The sequence below is a fragment of the Bradyrhizobium sp. WSM1417 genome, from assembly GCF_000515415.1.
Taxonomy (GTDB): domain Bacteria; phylum Pseudomonadota; class Alphaproteobacteria; order Rhizobiales; family Xanthobacteraceae; genus Bradyrhizobium.
Window position 1 is genome coordinate 2,608,753 of the sequence record NZ_KI911783.1, and the last position, 22,406, is coordinate 2,631,158.

Genomic DNA, 22,406 nt, shown 5'->3' on the forward strand with positions numbered 1-22,406 from the left:
CGCTCCTACCGGTCTGGTTTGGGTTGTGGCGCGACGCTCTCGTTGCGCTCGCGCCATGGTGCCGGCGTCGCGGGCCGCAGGCTGGTGTAGGGCGCAATCGTCGAACGATAGCCGGCGCGCGCGACCTTGGCCGCGGGATCGGCAGGATCGGCGCCGGCGACTTGTGTCGTTGCCGGCATGCACCCGGACAACGCCAATGCCGTCGCGGCCAGCAGCGGCCAATTGAATCGAAAATGTCGTCCCCGCGCCGCGGATGCAGCGGCGGACTTCGCCCCGGAAAGCGTAAGCATGAGTCATTCCTGATCTGTCTGGAGACCACAGGCTCGCGCGCGCGGATGCGCGCTCGGCCTGACGTCGTCGCGCGTCAGATCAGGCGATGGGAGGGCGGTAGTGCAGGGGCGGCGCCGCGCTGTGCAGGCTGGCCACGATCTCGGGCGAGCAGGCGGAAACCGGCTGAAGCGGCTTTGCGACGCTGGGCAGGTCCGCTGGCAGCGCGCTCACGCACATCATCGCGCAGCATGGTCCCGCCGTACCCTTGCCGTCGTGATGATGAGGAGCGGGGGGCGCGTCCTGCGCGGCGGCCTGGTGATGCGCATGCGGCCCGGCGTGGTGATGCGAGGCGCCGTCATGCGTGTGGCCGGCCTGCATCTGGTGATGCACCGGCACGCGGTCGGCGAGAAGCGCGTCGTCGAGGCACGGTGCTGGAGCGCTACCCCAGGCAAGGCTTGCGGCCGGCGCGAGCACGCAGAACAGATAGGCGAGGGCAATGAAGCGCCCCACCCTGATCCGCATCGATCGTGTCAATCGCAGCAACATTCCGTCGACATGCTCTCCGCGCGGCAATGTTGCACGCGCTGATTTGCAAAATAATGACAAAACGCGCGTTCGCCAAGCTCCTTCTTACCGCAGTGCACCGTGCATGCCCAATATCGCGCCACAATGCTTGACCCTGTAGCGATCCGCGGGCCATGGTCCCGCCCGTGCACGCACCAAATCAATCGGGACAAACACCTGAAGCATTCACCCCTGATTCGCGTCAGGCCTGGATGCGCCTCGTCATCGCGCTTCTGATCGGCTCGATCGGCGGCGTCGGCATGTGGGCGATCGTCGTCATGATTCCCGCGGTGCAGGCCGAATTCTCCGCCACGCGCGGCGCGGTGTCGCTGGCTTTCACCCTGATGATGTTCGGTTTCGGGCTTGGCGGCGTCATCGCCGGCAGGATCACCGACCGGTTCGGCATCGTGGCGGCGATGGCGATCAGCATCGCCTTCCTCGGCGTCGCCAACGTGCTGGCGGGTCTGTCGACCCAGCTCTGGCAGTTCGTGGCAGCGTATTTCCTGATCGGGCTCGGCACCTCGGCGACCTTTGCGCCGCTGATGGCGGAGGCCTCGCACTGGTTCGAGCGTTATCGCGGCCTTGCCGTGACCATCGTCGCGAGCGGCAATTATGTCGCCGGCACGATGTGGCCCCCGCTCGTGAGCACGGGCATGCAGACGATCGGCTGGCGCTTCACTCACATCGGCATCGGCCTCGTCTGCGTCAGCCTGATGACCATCCTGGTGCTGGTCCTGCGTGCGCAGATGGGCAACGACAAGGTTCACGATCATGCCAATGCAGCGCCGCCGCGGGTCGACCTCAAGCTCTCCACCAACACGCTGACGGTGCTGCTTTCGATCGCGAGCATCTCCTGCTGCGTCGCCATGGCAATGCCGCAGGTGCATATCGTCGCTTATTGCGGCGATCTCGGATATGGCGTGGCGCGTGGCGCCGAGATGCTATCGCTGATGATGGCCTGCGGCATCGTCAGCCGGATCGGCTCGGGCTATCTCGCCGACAAGATCGGCGGCATCCCCACGCTGCTGATCGGTGCGCTGGCGCAAGGCTTTGCGCTGGTGTTTTACCTGTTCTTCGACAGCCTGACGTCGCTGTATTTGATCTCCGCGATGTTCGGCCTGTTCCAGGGCGGCATCGTGCCGAGCTACGCCATCATCGTGCGCGAGGCGATGCCTGCGAGCGAGGCCGCAACCCGCGTCGGCATCGTGATCTTCGCGTCCGTGTTCGGCATGTCGTTCGGCGGCTGGGTCTCGGGCGTCATCTTCGACGCGACAGGTTCCTACGCAGCTGCGTTCGCCAACGGTGTGGCGTGGAACGCACTCAATATCGGCATCGTCTTGACGCTCCTGATACGCTCGCGGATGAATGCCGTCAGGACCGGCCCGGGTTTTGCGACCTAGACGGCCTGTCCCGCCTTCAGCAGCGAACACCCCGTGATCTTGTAGCTGCCGTCCGCTTGCTGCTCGAGCGTGTAGAGCGCTTCCCAAGCCTCGCCATTGGCATCGATGATATGGACGTGCTGGGCAATGCGGCTGCCCTCGCTCTTGCTGTCGCCAAATTCAAAGCTCTTGTGCCGGTAGACCGGCGGGTAGCCGTTTTGCACCATGGACATGAAGATGTCGGGCGCGGGGAAGATCTCCCGGATCGCCGGTGCGGCGTAGGAATAGGCCGCGCGCGCGTCGTCGCGGCCGAATGCCTGCTCCTGGGCGCGGATGATATCCTGTGCCGTCCCGACATCGTCGGCGCGTGCGGAAGCGACAGCCAGCAGCGCAAAAATCAGGACGAGGAGCACACGCATGGCAAAACCTCGCTTGGTCAACCCGGCCAGCAAGAATATCGCCATGCGGATGTTCGGGCAAACAGCCTAATGTGACAGCGGGTCGAAGAAGGGCGTGTCGACCGCGCTGACATAGAAGATCACGACCCTGGTCTCGCCGGTCGTCCGATTGTAGCCGGTCATCGCCACGTTCGGCGGTTCCACCATTGCCTCGCCGGCCTTGACCGTCAGCGGCGGCTTGCCCTCGAGTTCGAGTGTGAAGGCGCCTTCCAGCACGTAGACGGTCACCGGGAAGCGGTGGGTATGATGGACCGTCTTGTCCCCCGGCTTGAACGATGCGGTCATCACCCGCACGGACTGCTTCTCCTCCTTCGGCAAGCCTTCAACCACTTGTTGAAGCACCAGATTCGGCTTGGCGATACCCTGTGCCCCATGGTCCTGCGCGGTGGCTGCAGCCGAGCATCCCAGAACGATTGCGGCGGCGAGAGTGAAATGGGGGCGCATCCAAAGTCTCCATTGAAAAGTCGCTGAAGACATCAGCCTAGGTGCCGTCGTTCAGGCCCGGCAGCCGCAACATTGCGGCCGGCGGCCGCAGAAGTGCATAATCGCTCGATGTTCGACTGGAACGACCTCAAATATTTCCTGGCGGTGGCGCGGCATGGCAGCACCATTGCCGCCGGCAAGGCGCTCGGCCTCAGCCAGTCGACTGTGCACCGGCGGCTCGAGGAGCTGGAGCGGCGGCTCGGCCGCGCGCTGGTGACGCGTCAGTCGAGCGGCTACCGCCTCACCGAATTCGGTCACATCATGCTGCCTTATGCCGAGCGGGTCGAAGCCACCATCGACGACTTCCAGCGTCGGACGGCTGACGCCGAGCAAGACATGAAGGGCGTGGTCCGCGTCACCTGTCCCGAGCCGGTCGTCGCCCGGCTCATCCAGTCCGGCCTCGTCGGCGACTTTCACGCGCTGCATCCTTCGCTGCGGGTCGAATTCGTGATGAGCGACGGCTATCTCGATCTGTCAAAGGGCGAGGTCGATATCGCTTTTCGCTCGGGCGATACCGACGACGAGCTGGTCGGGCGCAAGATCGCCGAGTCGATCTGGACAGTTTACGCCAGCCGCGACTATCTTCACAGGCACGGCAGCCCGGATCGTGTCGAGGACCTCACGTCTCATTTGCTGGTCGGGCTGGACGAATCCCTTGCCAAGCATCGCGCCGTCATATGGCTGAAGGAGGTCGCGCCCAATGCCAAGATGGCTGCGCGCGTCAACAGCGTGCTTGGCCTCGTTTCCGCAATCAAGGCCGGCGTCGGCATCGGCCCGCTTCCCGTCGCGCTCGGCGATGCCGAAGCCGATCTCGTGCGCGTCCTTGGCCCGATTCCGGAGTTGACGCGAAGCTGGCGCATCCTGACGCATCCCGATCTCCGGCGTGTGCCGCGGATCGCCGCCTTCTTCGACTTCATCGTGCATCATCGCGAGGCACTGAGGCCGATCCTGACAGGGTGACGCTATCGCTTCCGTTTTGCCGCCGGCTTCGCGGGTTTTGCGGCCGCACGGACCTTAGCCTTCACGACAGGTCGCACCCGCAAACCGTCGACGAATACGTCGAGCATCCGCAGCACTGAGGATTGCCAGCCGGGCTGGTCGTGCATGTAGCACATGCCGAAGAACGCGCGCAGCAAGTCCTCGGGACTTATGTCTGCGCGCATCGCGCCGGCCGCGGCTGCGCGATCGAGCAGCGAGCCGATCGCCTTGGTCAGGCGCTCAAAGGAAAAGGCATGCAACTCCGACCCGCTCTGCACCGCGAGTGCCAAGGCTGCGACCATGCCCTTCTTGGTGGCAACGAACTCGACGCCTGAGTGCAGCCAGCGCCTGAGCGCATCGACCGGGTCCCCGTTCTTCAACTGCTCGGCAAGCTCGCTGAGCTGCTCGACCTCGCGCCGGTACACCGCCTCGAACAAATCCTCGCGGGTCGGGAAATGCCGATAGAGCGTGCCGATGCCGACGCCGGCACGTTTTGCCACCGCCTCCAGGCTCGCCTCGGGACCACCCGCGTTGAACACCGCCTTGGCCGCCTCCAGCACGCGTTCACGGTTGCGCACGGCGTCGGCGCGGGGCTTGCGGGTCTGATCAGTGTGGTCGTCCATGCCGGCACTGTAGATCACGAATTGGTTAGATTGAACCCTTGGCGGCTGCATCCCGTTGGTGACGCGTGGGGTTTTGACGAATTCCAAAAATTTTCCGGCGGCCCTTGTTAAGCGGAGGGTGCCTCCGTATCTTCGGTGAGATGTTGGCCGGGTTCCGCCTGGCCAGCGCATGTCGACGGCGGCCACGGCGGTGGCGCGCTGCGCGACGACTCATGTCCATATCTGATCGGAGCCTTGTATGAACCACTCCATCAGCCTCACCGTGAACGGTGCGCGGCGCGACTTCGTCCTCGACGATCCGCGCGTCACGCTGCTCGATCTCCTGCGTGAGCGCCTCCATCTGACCGGAACCAAGAAGGGATGCGACCGCGGCCAATGCGGCGCCTGCACCATTCTCGTCGACGGCAAGCGCATCAACTCCTGCCTCGCGCTCGCGATCAGTCATGACGGCGCCGACATCCTCACAATCGAAGGTATCGCGCGCGGCGACCAGCTTCACCCCGTGCAGGCCGCCTTCATCGCCCACGACGGCTTTCAGTGCGGCTTCTGCACGCCCGGCCAGATCATGAGCGCGATCGGCATGATGAGCGAGGCGCAGGCCGGCAACGATGCCGAGCGCATTCGCGAATGCATGAGCGGCAATCTGTGCCGCTGCGGCGCTTATGCCGGCATCGTCGATGCCGTGCTCGACGCGCAGGCCGGCATGGACGAATCCAACCAGAGGCGCTCCGCATGAAGCAATTCGATTATGTCAGGCCCGCCACGGTGGCCGAGGCCGTCGCGGCCGCGGCGCAGCCGGGCGCCGTTTATCTCGCCGCCGGCACCAACCTGCTCGATCTGATGAAGGGGGGCGTCAGCCGTCCGGATCGTCTGGTCGACGTCACCCATCTCAACGGCCTCGATCGGATCGAGCGCCTTGCCGACGGTGGTATGCGTATCGGCGCACTGGTGAGCAACGCAGATCTCGCGCATGACGCCGACTTCGCAAAGTCCTATCCGGCCGTCGCCGAAGCGCTGCTCTCCGGCGCATCGGCGCAATTGCGCAATGCCGCGACCGTCGGCGGCAATCTGCTGCAACGGACCCGCTGCGCGTATTTCTATGACACCGCCAGCCGCTGCAACAAGCGCGACGCCGGCAGCGGTTGCGACGCGCGCGAGGGCGAGAACCGCACCCACGCCGTGCTCGGCTGGAGCGAAAACTGCATCGCAACGCATCCATCCGACTTCTGCGTACCCTTGGTCGCGCTTGACGCCATCGTCGAGATCGAAGGCAGGAGCGGGCGGCGCGAGATCGCGCTCGACGAACTTCATCGCCTGCCCGGAGATACGCCCGAGCGTGAATCGGCGCTTGAACCGGGTGATCTCATCGTCGCGGTGCGCCTGCCGCCCGCTGCGCGGGGCTTTGCCGCGCATGCGCGCTATCTCAAGGTCCGCGATCGAACGTCCTACGCGTTTGCCGTCGTCTCGGCTGCGGCTGCGCTGCGGATCGAGAACGGCAAGATCGCGGAGGCGCGGCTTGCGCTCGGCGGTGTCGCTGCAAAGCCCTGGCGCGCCCGCGCTGGGGAGGACGTGCTCAGGAACGTCGCGCCCACGGTGGACGCTTTCCAGGACGCCGCCTCGCGCGCGCTCACCGACGCAAAACCGTCCGGCGACAACGTCTTCAAGATCGAACTCGCGCGCCGCATCGTCGTGCGCGCGCTAAGCCTCGCCGCCGCCGGTACGCCCGCGCGCATCCCCGCGCTGCCGGCCTCTCCCTTTGCCTCGACGTCCGGAGCCATTCATGCCCGAGCTTAATCTCACCAGCGCGCCCGCTCATCTGCGCCACGGCTCGAACATCGGCCAGCCGCTGACCCGCCGCGACGGCGTGCTTAAGGTCAAAGGCCAGGCGACCTACGCCGCCGACAATCATCCGCCCGGCCTGCTGTTTGCGGTGATGGCCGTCGCCAGCATTTCGCGCGGTCGCGTGACCTCGCTCGATGTCAGCGCTGCCAAGCGCCACCCCGGCGTCGTCGATGTCATGACGTCAGACCACAAGCCTGAGCTCGCGATCGACCCCGAGATCAAGACCAATCCATTCGTGTTCCGGATGGAGGTCTTGCAGAGCAACGAGGTCCGCTACGCCAACCAGCCGATCGCCGTCGTGATTGCCGAAACGCTCGAGGCGGCCACGGAAGGCGCCGCGCTGCTGGCGCCGCGCTACGAGACGCTGCCCGCGCTCATCGGCCTCGATGCGGGTGAAAGCTTCGTGCCGCCTGCCGTCGGCGTCGGCAACCCCACGGAAAATCATCGCGGCGATGTGGAGGCGGGACTTGCGTCGGCCGAGAAGCGGATCGACGCAGTGTACGAAACGCCGCCACAATATCACAACGCGATGGAGCCGCATGCGATCGTGGCTGCATGGGATGGCGACAACCTGCAGATCGACATGCCGACCCAAGGCCTCATGCTGTCGTTGGCGCGCGTCGCCGAATTGTTCGGCATCGCGCACGACAAGATCCACATCCGCAGCCCGTTCCTCGGCGGCGGGTTCGGCTCGAAGGGACTCATGGCTGGTCCTCCGGTCCTCGGCATCATGGCGGCAAAGCTCGTCGGCAAACCGGTCAAGCTGGTGTTGCGCCGCGAGCAGATGTACGGCCCGGTCGGCCATCGCGCGCCGACGCGGCAGCGGCTGCGCATCGGCACCGATGGCGAGGGGCGCCTGACCGCGCTCGATCACCACGCGCGCACCGTGTCGAGCACGTTCGACGACTTCTACGAGCCCGCGGCCGATGCCTCGCACACGCTCTATGCGGCGCCTGCGATCCGCACTTCGCATGACGCCGTGCGCGTCAACACCGGCACGCCGTTGTTCATGCGCGCGCCGGGCGAGGCGACCGGCTCGATCGCACTGGAGAGCGCGATCGACGAGATGGCATGGGCCTGCGGCATGGATCCGCTCGCCTTTCGTCTGAAGAATTATGCCGAGGTCGAGCCGATCACCGGCAAGCCGTTCTCGTCCAAGGCGCTGCGCGCCTGCTACGAGCAAGGTGCGGCGCGCTTCGGCTGGGCGAAGCGATCGCTTCAGCCGCGGCAGATGCGCGACGATGCCGGCCTTCTGGTCGGCTGGGGCATGGGCACCGCGACCTTCCCCGCGTTGATGTTCCAGGCCGAGGCGCGTGCCGTGCTTCGCCGCGACGGCTCCGGTGCCATGGAGATCGGCGCGCATGACATGGGGCAGGGCGCCTGGACCGCGCTGGCCCAAATCGCGGCCGACGAACTGGGGCTCGATATCGACCACGTCGAGTTCAAGGCCGGCACGTCCGACCTGCCCGATGCCGGCATCGCCGGCGGCTCGGCCCACACGGCAACCGCGGGTGCCGCGATCCACAGCGCAGGCGCGGCCGTGATAGCAAAACTCGCCGATCTCGCCACCAGCGATGAGCGCTCGCCGCTGTTCGGTGCCGGCAATGCCGGCGTGATCGCGCGCGATGGCAGGTTGATCCGGCGCGACGATGACAGCCGCGGCGAAAGCTATTCCGAGATTATCGCGCGCGCCGCCGTCGCCGAGGTCGAGGCGCGCGGCACCGGCGCGCCGAATCCGGCGGCGATGGAGGAGTATGCGATGCACGCCCATGGCGCGGTATTCGCGGAGGTGAAGGTCGATCCCGAACTCGGCCAGGTCCGCGTCACCCGCATGGTCGGCGCCTTCGCCGCGGGACGCATCGTCAACCCGCGCATGGTGCAGAGTCAGCTGTTCGGTGGCATGATCTGGGGCCTGTCCTTCGCGTTGCACGAGGAAGCCATCACCGACCGTCGCACTGGAAGGATCATGAACGCCAATCTCGGCGAGTACCATATCCCGGTGAATGCCGACGTGCCGCCGCTCGACGTGATCACGGTCGAGGAGCACGATCCGCACGTGAACGCGCTCGGCATCAAGGGTGTCGGCGAAATCGGCATCACCGGCAGCGCGGGCGCGGTCGCCAACGCGGTGTGGCACGCGACGGGCGTGCGTGTCCGCCGCTTCCCGATCCGGATCGAGGAGCTGTTGACGTAGGCTTTAAGCAGCGGCGGGCGAGGCCGTCTTGCTCCGCCGCGTGCTAATGCAGCTTCTTGCGTAGAGCCTTGAGCGCTTCTCGCTGCGACTCGATGTAGTTCGCGATGGCCTTGCGCAGCTCCTCCGAATGGAGCTTGTCGCTGTCGCGCTGCACTTCATCGAGTGCAGCCTCTGCATGTGCGAGCGTGATCTTCATAGCGAGCCCTGTTACAAAGCGGCTCCGGAAGCGGAGGCTGCTTGGCTATGGCCCGAAACATATAGAGGGATCAGGCTGCGGAAATTGAGATGGCTCAAACTCCGTATGATACCGGTGGCTCCGTAGGATTGCGGACAACTTCAAAATGTCGGCGGTGTGCAGGCCGAGATCACCTCGCACGGCTTGCCGCCGATACAGCGGAAGCGATGCGGGCGACGGCTCTCGAAGTAGTAGGCATCGCCCGGATTGAGGATGCGGCGCTCGTCCTCGACGGTGACCTCGAGCTTTCCCGAGATCACGATGCCGCCTTCCTCGCCGTCATGGACGAGGTGAACGCGCCCGGTGTCGCTGCCGGGCTCGTAGCGCTCCTTCAGGATCTGCAGGCTGCGCCCGAACAGATTGTCGCCGACTTGCCGATACGAGATCGGCTTCTTGCCGACCTCGGTCAGCTCTTCGCCGCGGTAGAAGATCTTGCGCCGGCTCTCCGGCTCCAGCGCGAAGAACTCGGCGAGCCCCATCGGAATGCCGTCGAGGATGCGCTTGAGCGCGCCGACCGAGGGGTTCATCTGGTTGGACTCGATCAGCGAAATCGTCGAATTGGTGACGCCGGCGCGTTTGGCGAGTTCGCGCTGCGACAGCTTCTGGCGCGCCCGAATGAATCGCAGCCGTCCACCGATATCGACGCTCATGTCCCTGTCCCGTGTTGCAGGTGTTGCGGATCGCGCAAATATGGACCGGCAGCCCCAGTAAAATCAATGGCTTGCAGGCCATCAGAAAAGGACTTGTTGCGCTTTTCAAGCCGTGCCTCTGGTAGCAAGTCAGCAAAGGAGCGTGGCCCGTGACCCTTCATCAGATTCCGAACACCATCAAGACCGACTCGTTCTGGATGCCGTTCACGGCCAACCGGCAGTTCAAGAAGGCGCCGCGCCTGTTCTCCTCGGCCGAGGGCATGCACTACACCACCGTCGACGGCCGCAAGGTGATCGACGCCTCCGCCGGCCTTTGGTGCGTCAATGCCGGCCACGGCCGTAAGCAGATCGCCGCCGCCGTCGAGCGCCAGCTGATGACGCTGGACTTCGCACCGTCGTTCCAGATGGGCCATCCGTTGGCATTCGACTTCGCCGAGCGGCTGGCTGAAATCGCGCCGAAGGGCCTCGATCGCATCTTCTTCACCAATTCCGGCTCTGAGTCGGTCGACACCGCGCTCAAGATCGCGCTCGCCTATCACCGCGCCAACGGCCAGGCGAGCCGCACCCGCCTGATCGGCCGCGAGCGCGGCTATCACGGCGTCGGCTTCGGCGGCACCTCGGTCGGTGGCATGGTCGCCAACCGCCGCGCCTTCGCCACCCTGCTGCCGGGCGTCGACCACATCCGCCATACCCACGATCTCACCCGCAACGCCTTCGCCAAGGATCAGCCCGAGCATGGCGCCGAGCTCGCCGATGATCTCGAGCGGTTGGTGGCCTTGCACGGCGCCGAGACCATCGCTGCCGTCATCGTCGAGCCGGTGCCGGGCTCGACCGCGGTGTTGCCGCCGCCGAAGGGTTATCTCCAGCGCCTGCGCGAGATCTGCGACAAGCACGGCATCCTCCTGATCTTCGACGAGGTCATCACCGGCTTCGGCCGGCTCGGCACGCCGTTCGCCGCCAACTTCTTCGGCGTCACGCCTGATATGATGACGACGGCCAAGGGCATCACCAACGGCACCATTCCCTGCGGCGCCGTGTTCGCGAGCCGCAAGGTGCACGACGGCCTGATGGTCGGCCCGGAGAACGCGATGGAGCTGTTCCACGGCTATACCTATTCGGCGCATCCGGTCGCCTGCGCCGCGGGTATCGCCACGCTCGACATCTACAAGGACGAAGGCCTGCTGACGCGCGGTACGTCGATCTCCGAATACTGGCGCGATGCGCTGCATTCGCTGAAGGGTCTGCCCAACGTCGTCGACATCCGCAATTGCGGCCTGATGGGCGCGGTCGAGTTGTCGCCGCGTGACGGCACGGTCGGCGGGCGTGGCTACGACGTCATGGTCGATTGCTTCAATCGCGGGCTGTACTTCCGCATGAGCGGCGATAGCTTTGCGCTGTCGCCTCCGCTCATCGTCGAGAAGAGCCACATCGACGATATTGTGTCGATCCTCGGCGATGCCATCAAGCGGGTGGCCTGATAATTGCTCTCGCCGTTGCGGAGTTCCTCTTGCAGCGGCGAGCGGATGCCGCGGGAGTCTGACCAAGCGTGAAAGTTCTGATCCTCGGCAGCGGTGTCATCGGTGTCACCTCTGCCTACTACCTCGCGCGTGCCGGGCATGAGGTGACGGTCGTCGACCGTCAGCCCGAACCGGCGCTCGAGACCTCCTTTGCCAATGCCGGCGAAGTGTCGCCCGGCTATTCCTCGCCCTGGGCTGGTCCCGGCGTACCGGTGAAGGCGGTCAAATGGCTGCTGATGAAGCACGGCCCGCTGGTGATCCGGCCGAAGCTCGATCCCGTGATGTGGGTCTGGCTGCTCAAGATGCTGCGCAATTGCACCAGCGAACGCTACGCGATCAACAAGAGCCGGATGATTCCGATCGCGGAATACAGCCGCGATTGCCTGCGCGACCTGCGCCGCGACATCGGTATTCAGTATGACGAGCGCTCGCAGGGTACGCTGCAGCTGTTCCGCTACCAGGCCCAGCTCGACGGTACCGGTGAGGACATCGCCGTGCTCAAGCAATACGGCGTGCCGTTCGAGGTGCTGAGCCGCGAGGGCTGCATCGCGGCCGAGCCGGCGCTGGCGGGCGTGAAGGAGAAGTTCGCGGGCGGACTGCGCTTGCCGCAGGACGAGACCGGCGACTGTCACATGTTCACGCAGGCGCTGGCCAAGCATGCCGAAGCGCTCGGCGTGCGCTTCATGTTCAACACCGGCATCGACCGCATCGTCAGCGACGGCGGGCGCGTCAGCGGCGTCGTGACCAGCGCCGGAATGTTGCAGGCAGACGCTTACGTGCTCGCGCTTGGAAGCTGGTCGTCGCGGCTGGTCGCGCCGCTCGATATTTCGCTGCCGGTCTATCCCGTGAAGGGCTATTCGATCACGGTGCCGATCAAGGACGCTTCCGGCGCGCCCGAATCGACCGTGATGGACGAGAGCTATAAGGTCGCCATCACGCGCCTCGGCAATCGCATCCGCGTCGGCGGCACCGCCGAGATCTCCGGCTTCTCGAGCCAGCTCTATGATGCGCGCCGCGCCACGCTCGATCACTCCCTGACCGATCTGTTCCCGCGCGGCGGCGATCTCTCCAAGGCGACGTTCTGGAGCGGTCTGCGCCCGATGACGCCGGACGGCCCGCCCGTGATCGGCCCGACGCAGTACGCCAACCTTCACCTCAACACCGGCCACGGCACGCTAGGCTGGACCATGTCCTGCGGCTCCGGCCGCGTGCTCGCCGACATGCTGTCGGGCAAGAAGCCGGACATTGATGTGAGTGCGCTGACGGTGGACCGATATAAGTACCGGTTTGGCTAAGTGAGGCCGTCATTCCGGGGCGCCTCGAAGAGGCGAACCCGGAATCTCGAGATTCTCACGTGCGCAATTGCGCACCATAGTTCGATGCTGCGCATCGCCCCGGAATGACGGCTGCGCTACGCCGTCCCCGTCACGCAATTCACCCACAGCACCACGGCCTTCGCGTCATTGGCCGGATTTGAAAACCGGTGCGGCCTCCGGCTGGCAAACCGAAAACTGTCGCCGGTCTTCAGCGACCATGTCTCGTTGTCCACTGTCAGCATCATCTCGCCTTCGAGCACGAGGCCGGCTTCCTCGCCGTCATGGGTATAGAGCTCGTCGCCGGTGGAGCCGCCGGGCTCCAGATGTACCAGGAACAGATTGAGCCGGTTGTCGGCGCTCGCCGGGCTCAGCAATTGCTTCGACACGCCGGTGCGCCAGAGCTTCAATTCGGGCCGCTGAAGCCCGCGCGTGACGATTTGGCCGGATGCGCCGTCGGCGCTCGGGCTCGCGCCGAACAGCGCGGCGATGCCGACGCCGAGCACGTCGGCGAGCGTGGCCAGCACGCGCAGCGACGGCGACGACAGGCCGCGCTCGATCTGGCTGAGAAAGCCGATCGAGAGATCCGTGCGCGAAGCGACCGTCTCGAGCGAGAATTGCCTGATCCGCCTGAGATCGCGAATGCGGCGGCCGACCGCGACATCCATCGCCGGCTCGGCCGCTTTCCCAATAGTCCTGGTGCTGGCGTTGGCTTTGACCTTCACCTTTATCTGCACCTTCTTCACCCGCTTTGCGGCGGCCGGTCTGCGCATTCTTTTGCCACCGCTCACGTCAAACCGTTTCCTTCATGTGCATGAAAACCGCTTGCATCGGCCGCGAAAGTGTGACCAAATTTTCATACTGGTGAAAATAGGCCGAAACGGCTTGGCCCGCAACGTCTGCGATGACGAGATCTGCGAGCGCCGCCATCGGCCGGGCCCAAGGGGGATGCGATGAAGCGTTTTGGTCTGGCCGCGGTCGCGGCATTCGCGATTGCCGCAGCAGCGCCGGCTTCGGCGCAGCAAGTGCTGAAGGTCGGCTCGACGCCGACAGGCATTCCCTTCACCTTCCTCGACACCAAGACCAATTCCATCCAGGGCATCATGGTCGATCTCGTCACTGAAGTGGGCAAGGATGCCGGCTTCAACGTGCAGATCGAGCCGATGCAGTTCTCGGCGCTGATCCCGTCGCTGACCTCAAGCAAGATCGACATCATCGCGGCCGCGATGTTCATCACGGCGCCGCGCAAGGAGGTCGTCGACTTCTCCGACCCGATCTACACCTATGGCGAAGGCCTCGTGGTCCCCAAGAGCGACGCCAAGGCCTACGCCACCCAGGACGATCTGAAGGGCGAGACGGTCGGTGCCCAGGTCGGCACCGCCTTCGTCGACGCGCTGAAGAAGTCCGGCCTGTTCGCCGAGGTCAAGGCCTACGACACCATCCCCGACATCCTGCGCGACGTGAACACCGGCCGCCTCAAAGCCGGTTACGCCGACTATCCGATCCTCGCCTATAATCTGAAGCAGGGCGGCTTCCCCGAGGTGCGCCTGGTCGACGGCTACAAGCCCGTCACCGTCGGTTCGGTCGGCATCGGCGTGCGCAAGGGCGAGACCGCGCTGCTCGGCAAGATCAACGCCTCGCTCGCCAAGCTGAAGGCCAACGGCACCATCGACAAGATCCTCGATAAATGGGGCCTGAAGGCGCAGGGTTGATCGCCAGCCCGCCGATCGATGAAGGCTGATCGATGAAAGGCTTCTGGCACGACGCCGCCGAGTTCTTCCCGATCCTGATGAGCGGCGTCGTGCTGACGATCGTCGTCACCATCGGTTCGCTGCTGCTCTCGACGGTGCTTGGCCTGGTCTGGGCGATGATGCGGGTCTCCGGCATCCGCGTCCTATCGCTGCTCAGCGCCAGCCTGATCAACGTCATCCGCGGCATTCCGATCATCGTGCTGTTGTTCTACCTCTACTTCGTGATGCCCGATCTCGGCGTCACGCTGTCCGCGTTGCAGGCCGCGATCCTCGGGCTCGGCATCGCCTACTCGGCTTATCAGGCGGAAAATTTCCGCGCCGGCATCGAGGCGATCGACAAGGGGCAGATCGAGGCGGCGCAATCGATCGGCATGGGCTGGTGGCTGACCATGCGTCGCGTCGTGCTGCCGCAGGCGGTGCGCATCGTGCTGCCGCCCTATGGCAACGTCATGATCATGATGCTGAAGGATTCCTCGCAGGCCTCGACCATCACGGTCGCCGAGCTCGCCCTTCAGGGCAAGCTGATCGCGTCCTCGACCTTCAAGAACACCAACGTGTTCACGATGGTTGCGCTGATGTATCTCACCATGAGCATTCCGCTGATCCTGCTGGTCCGTCACTTCGAGAAGCGGGCCGGCAAGAAATGATCGAGCTGACCGACGTCCACAAGAGCTTTGGCGAGAACGAGGTGCTCAAGGGCATCACGGCGTCCGTCCAGAAAGGCGAGGTGGTCTGCATCGTCGGCCCCTCCGGCTCCGGCAAGTCCACCATCTTGCGCTGTATCAACGGGCTCGAAAGCTACGACCGCGGCGAGATCAGCGTCGAGGGATTGAAGGTCGACCGCGACGCGCCGTCGATCGTGCAAGTCCGCACCCAGGTCTCGATGGTGTTCCAGCGCTTCAATTTGTTTCCGCACCGGACCGTGCTGGAGAACGTGGTTGAAGGTCCGCTCTATGTGAAGAAGGAGCCGCGTGCGCAGGCATTCGAGCGTGGCCGCGCGCTGCTCGCCCAGGTGGGCCTTGCCGAGAAAGCCAACGAACATCCGCCGCAGCTCTCTGGCGGCCAGCAGCAACGCGTCGCGATCGCGCGGGCGCTGGCGATGCAGCCCAAGGCCATCCTGTTCGACGAACCGACCTCGGCGCTCGATCCTGAATTGGTCGGCGACGTTCTCGGTGTGATGCGCAAGCTCGCCGACGACGGCATGACCATGGTCGTCGTCACCCATGAGATGGGTTTTGCCCGCGACGTCGCAGACCGCGTGCTGTTCATCGACGGCGGCGTCATCGTCGAGCAGGGGCCGGCGAAATCGGTGCTCAACCAACCGCAGCATGCGCGGACGCAGGATTTTCTGCGCCGCGTGCTGCATCCGCTCTGATCGGTCTTCGCCATGACCACGCGCCTGCCCCTGCCGCCATCGCTCTATGCCGACACCGCCGTTGCGCCGGTGACCACGCCGCCGCTCGACATCGACAAGACGGTCTCGGTCGGCATTATCGGCGGCGGCTATACCGGCCTGTCCACCGCATTGCATCTGGCGGAGCAGGGCGTCGAGGCACTGGTGCTGGAGGCGCAGGAGCCGGGCTGGGGCGCATCCGGCAATAATGGCGGTCACACCAATCCCGGCTTGAAGCACGACCCCGATCAGATCGAGGCCGATTTCGGCACTGAGCTCGGCCGCCGTATGATCGCCTTCTCCTACGGCACGACGAACTTCACCCACGATTTGATCCGCCGCTACCAGATCCCGTGCGAGGCGCGGCAGAACGGCACGCTGCGCGCGGCCTATAACGAGGCCAGCGCCGCCGCGATCGAGACAACCGCGCGGCAATGCATCGCCCGTGGCATGCCGGTGACGTACCTCAATCGCGAGCAGCTACGCGAGATGACCGGTACGGATCGTTATATCGGCGCCATGCTGGATACGCGCGGCGGCGATCTGCATCCGCTCAGTTACGCTCGCGGCCTCGCGCGCGCCGCGATTTCCGCAGGCGCGAAAATCCATGGCGAGACGCCGGCGCTGTCGCTCCGCCGCGAGGGCAGTCGCTGGCGCATCGAGACGCCGCGCGCGGTGGTGCATGCCGACAAGGTGCTGCTCGCGACCAACGGTTTTACCGACGATCTCTGGCCGGCGCTTCGCCGCACCATCGTGCCGGTGTTTTCCTCGATCGCGGCCACGGCCCCGCTCTCTGACGACGTGGCCTGTTCGATCATGCCGACGCGTCCCGTCCTTTACGAGAGCGGCCACATCACCGTCTATTACCGCATCGATCAGCAGAACCGCCTTTTGATGGGTGGCCGCGGCCCGATGCGCTGGATCAGTTCGCCGCGCGACGTCGCCTATCTCATGCGCTACGCCGAGCGGCTATGGCCGCAGCTCAAGGCCGTTGCCTGGACCCATGGCTGGAACAGCCGGCTCGCCATCACCGCAGATCATTACCCGCATGTGCACGAGCCCGCGGACAACATCCTGATCTCGCTCGGCTGCAACGGCCGCGGCGTCGCGCTCTCGACCGCGATGGGCGCGCAGCTCGCGCGGCGTCTGATCGGCGGTGCCAAGGCCGAGATCGACATGCCCGTCACCGGCATCAAGCCGATCCCGATGCATGCCTTCTGGCCGGTCGGCGTGACGACGGCAGTGATCGCAGGCCGGGTGCGGGACCGGCTGGGGATCTAAGCTCAGCCCTCCGCCACCGCGTCGGCCCAGGGCTGGAAGATCTCGACCGCGCCGGAATTGGTGTCGCCGTCGCGCATCACGACGCTCGGGCAGGCGAACTTCTGCGGCAACGATTGCACCCGCGCTTCCTCATAGTCGAATCGCGCCGCGAGCGCCTCGCGTGTGTCCGCCGGCAACCTGGTATCGCCAATCACGATCGCGCCTTCGCTGGCGTCGATGCGCGGTTGGTGGATCGCGGCATCGAGATCCATGCCGAAATCCATCGCAAACGACACGATCTGCATCACCGACGGCAGGATGCGGCGACCGCCGGAGGCGCCGACCGCGAGCCGTCTGCCGTCCTTGGCCTCGGCGATGACAGGCGTGTAGTTGGTGAGGCAGCGCTTGCCTGGGGCGAGCGAGTTTGTGGTGCCCGGCGTCGGGTCGAACCACATGATGCCGTTGTTCATGGCAATGCCGGTGTGCGGCGTGACGTATTTCGAGCCGAAGGATGACAGCAGCGTCTGCGTCACCGCCGCGATGTTGCCGTGGCGGTCGACCACGGAGAAATGGGTGGTGCATGCGGGCGCCAGATAGTCCGCGCCGAGCGAGCGCTTGCCGTCGGCATCGCCCATGTCCTTGAGCCGCTCGCGATAGGCCGATTGCAACGCAGCGGCATATTCGGCATAGGCGGCCGCATCGGGCGCGCTTCCCGGCTTCAGGTTCTGCTGCAACAGGCGCAGCGCATGCGCCATGGTCGGTCCGGCCGTCAGCTCCGGCGTCGCAAACACCTTGCCGCCGCGATAGGGGATCGCCAGCGGATCGCGCAGATGGGCTCGGAACGCGGCGAGGTCCTCCACCGACAGCGCGCCGCCATCAGCCTTGATGTCGGAGGCGATGCTCCTGGCGAGGTCGCCCTGGTAGAAATCGCGCGGACCGGCGTCGGCGAGGTGCGCCAGTGTCGCCTTCAGCGCGTCCAGCGGCAGCCGCGTCTCGGACTTGATGCTCCATGGCGCGCTCGGAGGGAGGCCATCCTTCAGGAACGTGGCCGCGCTTCCCGGATAGCGCCGAAGATCGGCCGCCGATGCCGCGATCGTCAGCGTGGTCCACCAATCGACCAGCAGGCCTTCGCCGGCGAGGGCGACGGCCGGCGCGACGAGATCTTTCCACGGCAGCCTGGCGTGGCGGCGATGCGCCTCCTCCATGCCGGCGACGACGCCGGGCACGGCGATCGAGCCGGGGCCGTGGATGTTGCGGTCGTCCTTGACCCGCTGCCAGGGAAACAGATCGGAAGCCGCGCCTTCGCCGCTGAGCGGATAGTCGGCGGTGCGCAGGCTTTGCGGCGCGCACATGCCGTAGTCGATCACTTCGTAGCGATTTTCCGCGGCACGGTAGAGCACCATCGCGCCGCCGCCGCCCATGCCGCTGTTCCAGGGCTCCAGCACGTTGAGCGCGAAGGTCGTGGCGACGATCGCATCGACGCAGTCGCCGCCTGCCGCCAGCACTTGCGCCCCCACTTCGGCCGCCCGCCGCGATTGCGCAGCGACGATGCCGCCTTTGGATGTAACGGCGGGCTTGCGGACGGTTTGGGCGTGGCTGAACTGGTGCGGCATGATGATGTCTGTGTGCTGTCTTCGGTTTGGCTTCGTTGCGCTGAGCTCCGCAATCGGCGGAGCGCACAAAGAATGGCACATCGCCCCCACCGAGAACATCGAAAGGGCGGCGCGGCATGGCTGGTGTGAAACAGGCGGGGGAGGCGCCAACGCGTGAATGCCCGGGGCAGGCCCGGGCATTATGAGTTGAGAGACAGATTAGTCGGAAGCGGAAGCCGCAGGGCTCAGCGCGCGCGATCCAGCCGGCTGGCCTGATACTTGGCGTGCCATTTCGGGCCAGGCCCGCGCATGTAGTGAAGCTCGGGGCGGTAGGGATTGCCCGCGATCCGGATCAGCGTCAGCCATTTGCTGGCAATGAAATTCAGGGGCTGGCGGAGCAGGGTCAGTGACGCGAGCAACATGGCATCACCTCAGTGCGGCTTGCCGAGCATGGCAGTGAAGGGGAGGTCGAAGATCTCCTCGCCATCGGAGCCGCTGACATGGATCACCCAGTCGCGCCAATCCTCAGCGCCGGGCGTCAGAATCATCGCGTTCATGATCTGGGCGGCACGGTCGCGCGCCTCGGTCAGGTTGGTCACGGCTGTACCGCTGCGATCGATCAGCGTGCCGTCCAAGTTGGAGCAGTGAAAATAGACCTGGACCATATGCGTCTCCTATTGGGAGCGATTGGGACGGCAAACCGATACCATTCCAAGCCTTCGCGAAACATTCGGGTCGAGCCCGGTAAGGGAATCTACGGAGATTGGTCGGCGCCAAGCCCCCTGCCGGTTTGATCACAAGGGGGTGTTGATCAACTGGACGGCATTCCCACGGCATGGAACAACCCTGGACGGAAAGTCCGGGAGGCGCCGTGAACCACCTCACATTCTGGCGTGAAAGCCGAAGCCTGCGCGCATGCGCGGGCGCCTTGGTGGTCCTCCTGAGCCTCGCCTCGGCAGGCTCATCAGAACCGGTCCGCAAGAGTGGCTATGCGGTCGGCACGGAGACCTGCGGCAACGCCGATCTGGCTTTTCCAAAAATCCAGCTCGACATGAAAGCGGGATTTTGCGCCGGCCTCGTCGCCAGCGAGGAGGATCGGCTGAAATTCCCGCGCGCGATCGTCCAGGTGCCGGGTCGTGACCTGTTCGTGGTCGCCGACATGGCGGGCTGGGGCCATACCGATGGCCGGCTGCTGTTGCTCGACCCGCGCGCGCCCCAGGGACAGCGGTTCAAGGAGCTGCTGACAGCAATCGAATATCCGTTCGGTCTCGTGATCGGCCCGGACAAGAAGCTCTATGCCTCGAGCGCGGAGACGATCTTCCGGTTCGATCCGCTCGCCGACAATCCGCGCGACACGGTCGAGATCATCGTCCGTCACATGCCGGGCCGCCGGATCACATTGCCCGACGGCACCAGGGTCGACGAGAGCGCGCATCCACTCAAGCAGTTTGTCTTTGATAAGAACGGCCGGCTGTTCGTCAACATCGGCTCGCACAGCGACGACTGCATCACGCCGGCGCCGGTCACGAAACCTTGCGCGGCGGCCGAGGGCGCTTCGGCGATGGCATCGATCTGGCTGTTCACGCCGCCCGCGGGCGGTATCTTTCCGGCGTTGAAGCCTGGCGAACCCGACCCGCCGCACGGTGTCTATGCGCGCGGCCTGCGCAACTCGATGGCGCTGGCGCTGCATCCGAGCTTTCCCGATGCGGGCTATGCCTTCCTGCAAGCCGAGAACGGCCGTGACCTGCCCGACATTTTCAAGCCGAACGAGGAGATCAATGCGATCGAGCAGGGCAGGCACTACGGCTGGCCCTATTGCTACGATTTGTCGACGCCGAGCCCCGAATTCAGGATCGTATTGCAGTCGGGGGTCTACAAATCGCTGTGCACCGCCAACGCTCTCTACAAGGCGCCGTTCTCGCTGCTGCCGCCGCACGGCGCGCCGCTCGCGATGCTCTATTATCACGGCGCGAAATTTCCGGAGCTCGAGGGCAAGCTGCTGGTCGGCCTGCACGGCTATCGCCCGACAGGCAGTCGTGTCATCGTCTATGACGTCGACGACCACGGCTTCCCGAAGCCCGCCCCGGCGCCGGTACGCTATCATGTCAGCTGCGCGGCCGATCCGACCCACAGCTTCCAGACCGAGGGTGGCGATGTCGACGCCGCGCCGTTCGAGGAGCTGATCGCAGGCTGGCACCGCGTCAACGGCGCACGGCCGCAAGGTGCGCCGGTCGGGATGACGGTCGCCGAGGACGGCGCCATCTGGCTGGTCGAGGACAAGAACCAGACCGTGATCCGGATCGACCGCGCCGCGGGCGAGGCGCCGCCGCCCTTGCTCTGCGACATGCGGAGCCAGGCGCTGATCGATCAACTGGCGGCCTTCGTTGCCAGGGACGCGCAGAACAGCGTCCGGCTCACCAATTTGCGCAAGGGCCTCGTCGAAAAGCACTGCGTCGGCTGTCACTCGGATTTCGGCCTGAAGCCGGGCCAATCTGACGCACAGAAGGACGCGGCGATGCTTCGCTTCATGCTGTCGCAGGATGGCTGGATCTATCCTGGTGATCTCGACTCCGGCAAATTGCGCACGCGGCTTCGCGGGTTCGGCGCGGAGAAGCTGATGCCGCCGGGTGGCGAGGGCCTGCCGAAGGCCGAGCCTGGTTACACGCGCCTGCTCGACACGGCGGATCTGCTGGTATCAAAAATGGTTCCAGGCATCCGGATGCGGATCAAGCCCGGCCCGCCGCAGCGCAAGTTTTTTGGGAAAACCAACAAGGAATGCGGCGAAATACCGGCCGCCAAGGTCGTCGTCGTGACACAAAGGAACGCTGTAGACAAACCCAGCTTCAGCCGCTTCTTCCGGCCGGCCGATCCCTATCTGAATGGCGAGTGCAGCGACGGCGATGGCTATTACATCCGGCAGGAATTTCTGGTGCCTGTGCAGTAGCGTTGTTCTCGTCCTTGCGACGGCACCGGTCCGAGCGGAAACGAAACTGTTCGAGAGCGTGCAGGTGACGCCATCAGGCGAATACACGTTCGGCATCGAAGGCCCGGCCGCCGATCTCGACGGCAATCTCGTCGTCGTCAATTTCGGCAAGCCCGGCACCATCGGCAAGCTGCCTGTCGGCGGCGCGGCGTCCGAGCCGTTCACGGCGCTGCCCGAGGGCAGCGTCGGCAATGCCATCCGCTTCGCGCGCGACGGCACCATGTTCATCGCCGACTACAAGAAGCACAACATCTTCGCGATCCCGAAGGGATCGACCGAGCCCGCCATCTGGTTTCACTCCGACGAGATGAACCAGCCCAACGACATCACCATCGCCCGCGACGGCACGATCTACGCGAGCGATCCGAACTGGAAAGGTCGCGAAGGCCACATCTGGCGCATCGCGAGGGGAGCGGACGGAACGGTGCAGGGACAGCTCATGTCGGCGCCGCGCGCGATGGGCACGACAAACGGCATCGATCTCAGCCCTGATGACAAGACGCTCTATGTCGGGGAATCCAGCAGCGGCCAGATCTGGTCCTACACGGTCGGCCGCAACGAGCTCACCAATCCAAAACTCGTCAAGGCGTTTCAGCCCGACACCGTCGACGGCCTGCGCACCGACATGGCCGGCCGCCTCTATGTCGCGCGCATCCTCAAGGGCACGATCACGTTGATGAAGGCCAATGGCGCGGTCGAGCGGGAGATCGCGCTGAGGGCGAAGGAGCCGACCAATCTTGCCTTCGGCGGCCGCGACGGCAAGACGATCTTCGTCACCCAGCGTCAGGGCGGCTTCATCGAGTCGTTCCGCACCGACCAGCCGGGCCGCGAGCACTGCCTTCAGCGCGGGCGCTGCTGAGCTTCACGAGCGATCTGCTTGCGGCGCAGGGCGGTGCGACAGGGGCGGCATTCTTCTTGCTT

Annotated in this window: 24 protein-coding genes; 13 read left to right on the forward strand and 11 right to left on the reverse strand. The window is 65.2% G+C overall.

Features of this window, described 5'->3' with window-relative positions; translation table 11 throughout:
- Nucleotides 1-5 precede the first annotated feature (5 nt).
- Together BRA1417_RS0112530 and BRA1417_RS0112535 are read right to left on the reverse strand one after the other, a co-directional pair.
- Entirely contained in the window at nt 6-290 is a 285-nt protein-coding gene (locus BRA1417_RS0112530; RefSeq protein ID WP_027516059.1) for a hypothetical protein, read from the reverse strand.
- A 79-nt stretch (nt 291-369) separates the two neighbouring features.
- Nucleotides 370-816, reverse strand: a complete 447-nt coding sequence (locus BRA1417_RS0112535; RefSeq protein ID WP_027516060.1) for a hypothetical protein — start codon at nt 814-816, stop codon at nt 370-372.
- A 152-nt stretch (nt 817-968) separates the two neighbouring features.
- Here BRA1417_RS0112535 and BRA1417_RS0112540 point away from each other — a divergent pair, with 152 nt between their 5' ends.
- A complete protein-coding gene (locus BRA1417_RS0112540; protein ID WP_027516061.1) occupies nt 969-2,234 on the forward strand; it encodes an MFS transporter in 1,266 nt (421 codons plus the stop codon).
- Here BRA1417_RS0112540 and BRA1417_RS0112545 read toward each other — a convergent pair.
- Nucleotides 2,231-2,632 (reverse strand): DUF4864 domain-containing protein, encoded by a 402-nt coding sequence (locus tag BRA1417_RS0112545; protein WP_027516062.1) that lies wholly within the window; start codon nt 2,630-2,632, stop codon nt 2,231-2,233. The genes BRA1417_RS0112540 and BRA1417_RS0112545 overlap by 4 nt on opposite strands.
- 66 nt (nt 2,633-2,698) lie before the next feature.
- The gene (locus tag BRA1417_RS41740; protein WP_051448324.1) at nt 2,699-3,115 is read right to left on the reverse strand and encodes a cupin domain-containing protein; all 417 of its coding nucleotides are present in this window, start codon (nt 3,113-3,115) and stop codon (nt 2,699-2,701) included.
- Between the two features lie 93 nt (nt 3,116-3,208).
- On the opposite strand from BRA1417_RS41740, the gene BRA1417_RS40265 reads away from it, so the two are divergent.
- Nucleotides 3,209-4,114, forward strand: a complete 906-nt coding sequence (locus tag BRA1417_RS40265; protein WP_156948702.1) for a LysR family transcriptional regulator — start codon at nt 3,209-3,211, stop codon at nt 4,112-4,114.
- A gap of 2 nt (nt 4,115-4,116) precedes the next feature.
- Here BRA1417_RS40265 and BRA1417_RS0112560 read toward each other — a convergent pair whose 3' ends face one another.
- A complete protein-coding gene (locus BRA1417_RS0112560) occupies nt 4,117-4,755 on the reverse strand; it encodes a TetR/AcrR family transcriptional regulator (RefSeq protein WP_027516063.1) in 639 nt (212 codons plus the stop codon).
- Nucleotides 4,756-4,993: 238 nt separating this feature from the next.
- Here BRA1417_RS0112560 and BRA1417_RS0112565 point away from each other — a divergent pair, with 238 nt between their 5' ends.
- The 3 genes from BRA1417_RS0112565 to BRA1417_RS0112575 are packed head-to-tail and all read left to right on the forward strand — an operon-like array spanning nt 4,994 to nt 8,791.
- Nucleotides 4,994-5,491: a (2Fe-2S)-binding protein gene (locus BRA1417_RS0112565; protein WP_027516064.1), complete on the forward strand. Its 498-nt coding sequence runs from the start codon at nt 4,994-4,996 to the stop codon at nt 5,489-5,491.
- Nucleotides 5,488-6,549 carry a xanthine dehydrogenase family protein subunit M gene (locus BRA1417_RS0112570; RefSeq protein WP_027516065.1) on the forward strand — a complete coding sequence of 354 codons (1,062 nt, stop codon included), beginning with the start codon at nt 5,488-5,490 and terminating at the stop codon, nt 6,547-6,549. The genes BRA1417_RS0112565 and BRA1417_RS0112570 overlap by 4 nt, the downstream gene beginning before the upstream one ends.
- Nucleotides 6,536-8,791, forward strand: coding sequence for a xanthine dehydrogenase family protein molybdopterin-binding subunit (locus tag BRA1417_RS0112575; protein WP_027516066.1), 2,256 nt, complete (start codon nt 6,536-6,538; stop codon nt 8,789-8,791). The genes BRA1417_RS0112570 and BRA1417_RS0112575 overlap by 14 nt, the downstream gene beginning before the upstream one ends.
- Before the next feature lie 43 nt (nt 8,792-8,834).
- Here BRA1417_RS0112575 and BRA1417_RS44750 read toward each other — a convergent pair whose 3' ends face one another.
- Nucleotides 8,835-8,987 carry a hypothetical protein gene (locus BRA1417_RS44750; protein WP_198034821.1) on the reverse strand — a complete coding sequence of 51 codons (153 nt, stop codon included), beginning with the start codon at nt 8,985-8,987 and terminating at the stop codon, nt 8,835-8,837.
- Between the two features lie 140 nt (nt 8,988-9,127).
- Nucleotides 9,128-9,676: a cupin domain-containing protein gene (locus tag BRA1417_RS0112585; RefSeq protein WP_027516067.1), complete on the reverse strand. Its 549-nt coding sequence runs from the start codon at nt 9,674-9,676 to the stop codon at nt 9,128-9,130.
- A 149-nt stretch (nt 9,677-9,825) separates the two neighbouring features.
- Here BRA1417_RS0112585 and BRA1417_RS0112590 point away from each other — a divergent pair, with 149 nt between their 5' ends.
- Both BRA1417_RS0112590 and BRA1417_RS0112595 read left to right on the forward strand, forming a co-directional pair.
- Nucleotides 9,826-11,154: an aspartate aminotransferase family protein gene (locus BRA1417_RS0112590; RefSeq protein WP_035968482.1), complete on the forward strand. Its 1,329-nt coding sequence runs from the start codon at nt 9,826-9,828 to the stop codon at nt 11,152-11,154.
- 68 nt (nt 11,155-11,222) lie between these two features.
- On the forward strand, nt 11,223-12,488 hold the full coding sequence (locus BRA1417_RS0112595; protein ID WP_027516069.1) for a D-amino acid dehydrogenase: 1,266 nt from the start codon (nt 11,223-11,225) through the stop codon (nt 12,486-12,488).
- Nucleotides 12,489-12,604: 116 nt separating this feature from the next.
- On the opposite strand, the gene BRA1417_RS0112600 is transcribed toward BRA1417_RS0112595, so the two are convergent.
- Nucleotides 12,605-13,279 (reverse strand): helix-turn-helix domain-containing protein, encoded by a 675-nt coding sequence (locus tag BRA1417_RS0112600; protein WP_027516070.1) that lies wholly within the window; start codon nt 13,277-13,279, stop codon nt 12,605-12,607.
- 180 nt (nt 13,280-13,459) lie between these two features.
- Here BRA1417_RS0112600 and BRA1417_RS0112610 point away from each other — a divergent pair, with 180 nt between their 5' ends.
- From BRA1417_RS0112610 to BRA1417_RS0112625, 4 genes are read left to right on the forward strand one after another with little or no spacing between them, the layout of a single operon-like run.
- Nucleotides 13,460-14,218, forward strand: coding sequence for an ABC transporter substrate-binding protein (locus tag BRA1417_RS0112610; RefSeq protein WP_027516071.1), 759 nt, complete (start codon nt 13,460-13,462; stop codon nt 14,216-14,218).
- Nucleotides 14,219-14,250: 32 nt separating this feature from the next.
- Nucleotides 14,251-14,904: an amino acid ABC transporter permease gene (locus BRA1417_RS0112615; protein WP_007600584.1), complete on the forward strand. Its 654-nt coding sequence runs from the start codon at nt 14,251-14,253 to the stop codon at nt 14,902-14,904.
- On the forward strand, nt 14,901-15,632 hold the full coding sequence (locus tag BRA1417_RS0112620; protein WP_027516072.1) for an amino acid ABC transporter ATP-binding protein: 732 nt from the start codon (nt 14,901-14,903) through the stop codon (nt 15,630-15,632). The genes BRA1417_RS0112615 and BRA1417_RS0112620 overlap by 4 nt, the downstream gene beginning before the upstream one ends.
- 12 nt (nt 15,633-15,644) lie before the next feature.
- Nucleotides 15,645-16,931, forward strand: a complete 1,287-nt coding sequence (locus BRA1417_RS0112625) for an FAD-binding oxidoreductase (protein WP_027516073.1) — start codon at nt 15,645-15,647, stop codon at nt 16,929-16,931.
- 2 nt (nt 16,932-16,933) lie between these two features.
- On the opposite strand, the gene BRA1417_RS0112630 is transcribed toward BRA1417_RS0112625, so the two are convergent.
- The 3 genes from BRA1417_RS0112630 to BRA1417_RS0112640 form a co-directional block, all read right to left on the reverse strand.
- Complete coding sequence (locus BRA1417_RS0112630; protein ID WP_027516074.1) at nt 16,934-18,523, reverse strand: gamma-glutamyltransferase family protein; 1,590 nt, start codon at nt 18,521-18,523, stop codon at nt 16,934-16,936.
- A gap of 224 nt (nt 18,524-18,747) precedes the next feature.
- Nucleotides 18,748-18,924, reverse strand: coding sequence for a hypothetical protein (locus tag BRA1417_RS44755; protein ID WP_198034822.1), 177 nt, complete (start codon nt 18,922-18,924; stop codon nt 18,748-18,750).
- Between the two features lie 9 nt (nt 18,925-18,933).
- Complete coding sequence (locus tag BRA1417_RS0112640; RefSeq protein WP_007606355.1) at nt 18,934-19,167, reverse strand: hypothetical protein; 234 nt, start codon at nt 19,165-19,167, stop codon at nt 18,934-18,936.
- A gap of 206 nt (nt 19,168-19,373) precedes the next feature.
- Between BRA1417_RS0112640 and BRA1417_RS0112645 the strand changes: the two genes are divergently transcribed.
- Together BRA1417_RS0112645 and BRA1417_RS0112650 are read left to right on the forward strand one after the other, a co-directional pair.
- Nucleotides 19,374-21,446 (forward strand): sorbosone dehydrogenase family protein, encoded by a 2,073-nt coding sequence (locus BRA1417_RS0112645; RefSeq protein WP_027516075.1) that lies wholly within the window; start codon nt 19,374-19,376, stop codon nt 21,444-21,446.
- Complete coding sequence (locus BRA1417_RS0112650; RefSeq protein ID WP_027516076.1) at nt 21,403-22,344, forward strand: SMP-30/gluconolactonase/LRE family protein; 942 nt, start codon at nt 21,403-21,405, stop codon at nt 22,342-22,344. The genes BRA1417_RS0112645 and BRA1417_RS0112650 overlap by 44 nt, the downstream gene beginning before the upstream one ends.
- The last annotated feature ends 62 nt before the right edge of the window (nt 22,345-22,406 follow it).

Coding starts and splice junctions, on each gene's coding strand:
- BRA1417_RS0112610 (WP_027516071.1), top strand. CDS start 13,460: ATGAAGCGTTTTGGTCTGGCCGCGGTCGCGGCATTCGCGATTGCCGCA.
- BRA1417_RS0112535 (WP_027516060.1), bottom strand. CDS start 816: ATGTTGCTGCGATTGACACGATCGATGCGGATCAGGGTGGGGCGCTTC.
- BRA1417_RS0112600 (WP_027516070.1), bottom strand. CDS start 13,279: ATGCGCAGACCGGCCGCCGCAAAGCGGGTGAAGAAGGTGCAGATAAAG.
- BRA1417_RS0112620 (WP_027516072.1), top strand. CDS start 14,901: ATGATCGAGCTGACCGACGTCCACAAGAGCTTTGGCGAGAACGAGGTG.
- BRA1417_RS0112575 (WP_027516066.1), top strand. CDS start 6,536: ATGCCCGAGCTTAATCTCACCAGCGCGCCCGCTCATCTGCGCCACGGC.
- BRA1417_RS0112625 (WP_027516073.1), top strand. CDS start 15,645: ATGACCACGCGCCTGCCCCTGCCGCCATCGCTCTATGCCGACACCGCC.
- BRA1417_RS0112565 (WP_027516064.1), top strand. CDS start 4,994: ATGAACCACTCCATCAGCCTCACCGTGAACGGTGCGCGGCGCGACTTC.
- BRA1417_RS0112640 (WP_007606355.1), bottom strand. CDS start 19,167: ATGGTCCAGGTCTATTTTCACTGCTCCAACTTGGACGGCACGCTGATC.
- BRA1417_RS44750 (WP_198034821.1), bottom strand. CDS start 8,987: ATGAAGATCACGCTCGCACATGCAGAGGCTGCACTCGATGAAGTGCAG.
- BRA1417_RS0112545 (WP_027516062.1), bottom strand. CDS start 2,632: ATGCGTGTGCTCCTCGTCCTGATTTTTGCGCTGCTGGCTGTCGCTTCC.
- BRA1417_RS0112585 (WP_027516067.1), bottom strand. CDS start 9,676: ATGAGCGTCGATATCGGTGGACGGCTGCGATTCATTCGGGCGCGCCAG.
- BRA1417_RS44755 (WP_198034822.1), bottom strand. CDS start 18,924: ATGTTGCTCGCGTCACTGACCCTGCTCCGCCAGCCCCTGAATTTCATT.
- BRA1417_RS41740 (WP_051448324.1), bottom strand. CDS start 3,115: ATGCGCCCCCATTTCACTCTCGCCGCCGCAATCGTTCTGGGATGCTCG.
- BRA1417_RS0112540 (WP_027516061.1), top strand. CDS start 969: ATGGTCCCGCCCGTGCACGCACCAAATCAATCGGGACAAACACCTGAA.
- BRA1417_RS0112560 (WP_027516063.1), bottom strand. CDS start 4,755: ATGGACGACCACACTGATCAGACCCGCAAGCCCCGCGCCGACGCCGTG.
- BRA1417_RS0112650 (WP_027516076.1), top strand. CDS start 21,403: ATGGCTATTACATCCGGCAGGAATTTCTGGTGCCTGTGCAGTAGCGTT.
- BRA1417_RS0112570 (WP_027516065.1), top strand. CDS start 5,488: ATGAAGCAATTCGATTATGTCAGGCCCGCCACGGTGGCCGAGGCCGTC.
- BRA1417_RS0112615 (WP_007600584.1), top strand. CDS start 14,251: ATGAAAGGCTTCTGGCACGACGCCGCCGAGTTCTTCCCGATCCTGATG.
- BRA1417_RS0112630 (WP_027516074.1), bottom strand. CDS start 18,523: ATGCCGCACCAGTTCAGCCACGCCCAAACCGTCCGCAAGCCCGCCGTT.
- BRA1417_RS0112530 (WP_027516059.1), bottom strand. CDS start 290: ATGCTTACGCTTTCCGGGGCGAAGTCCGCCGCTGCATCCGCGGCGCGG.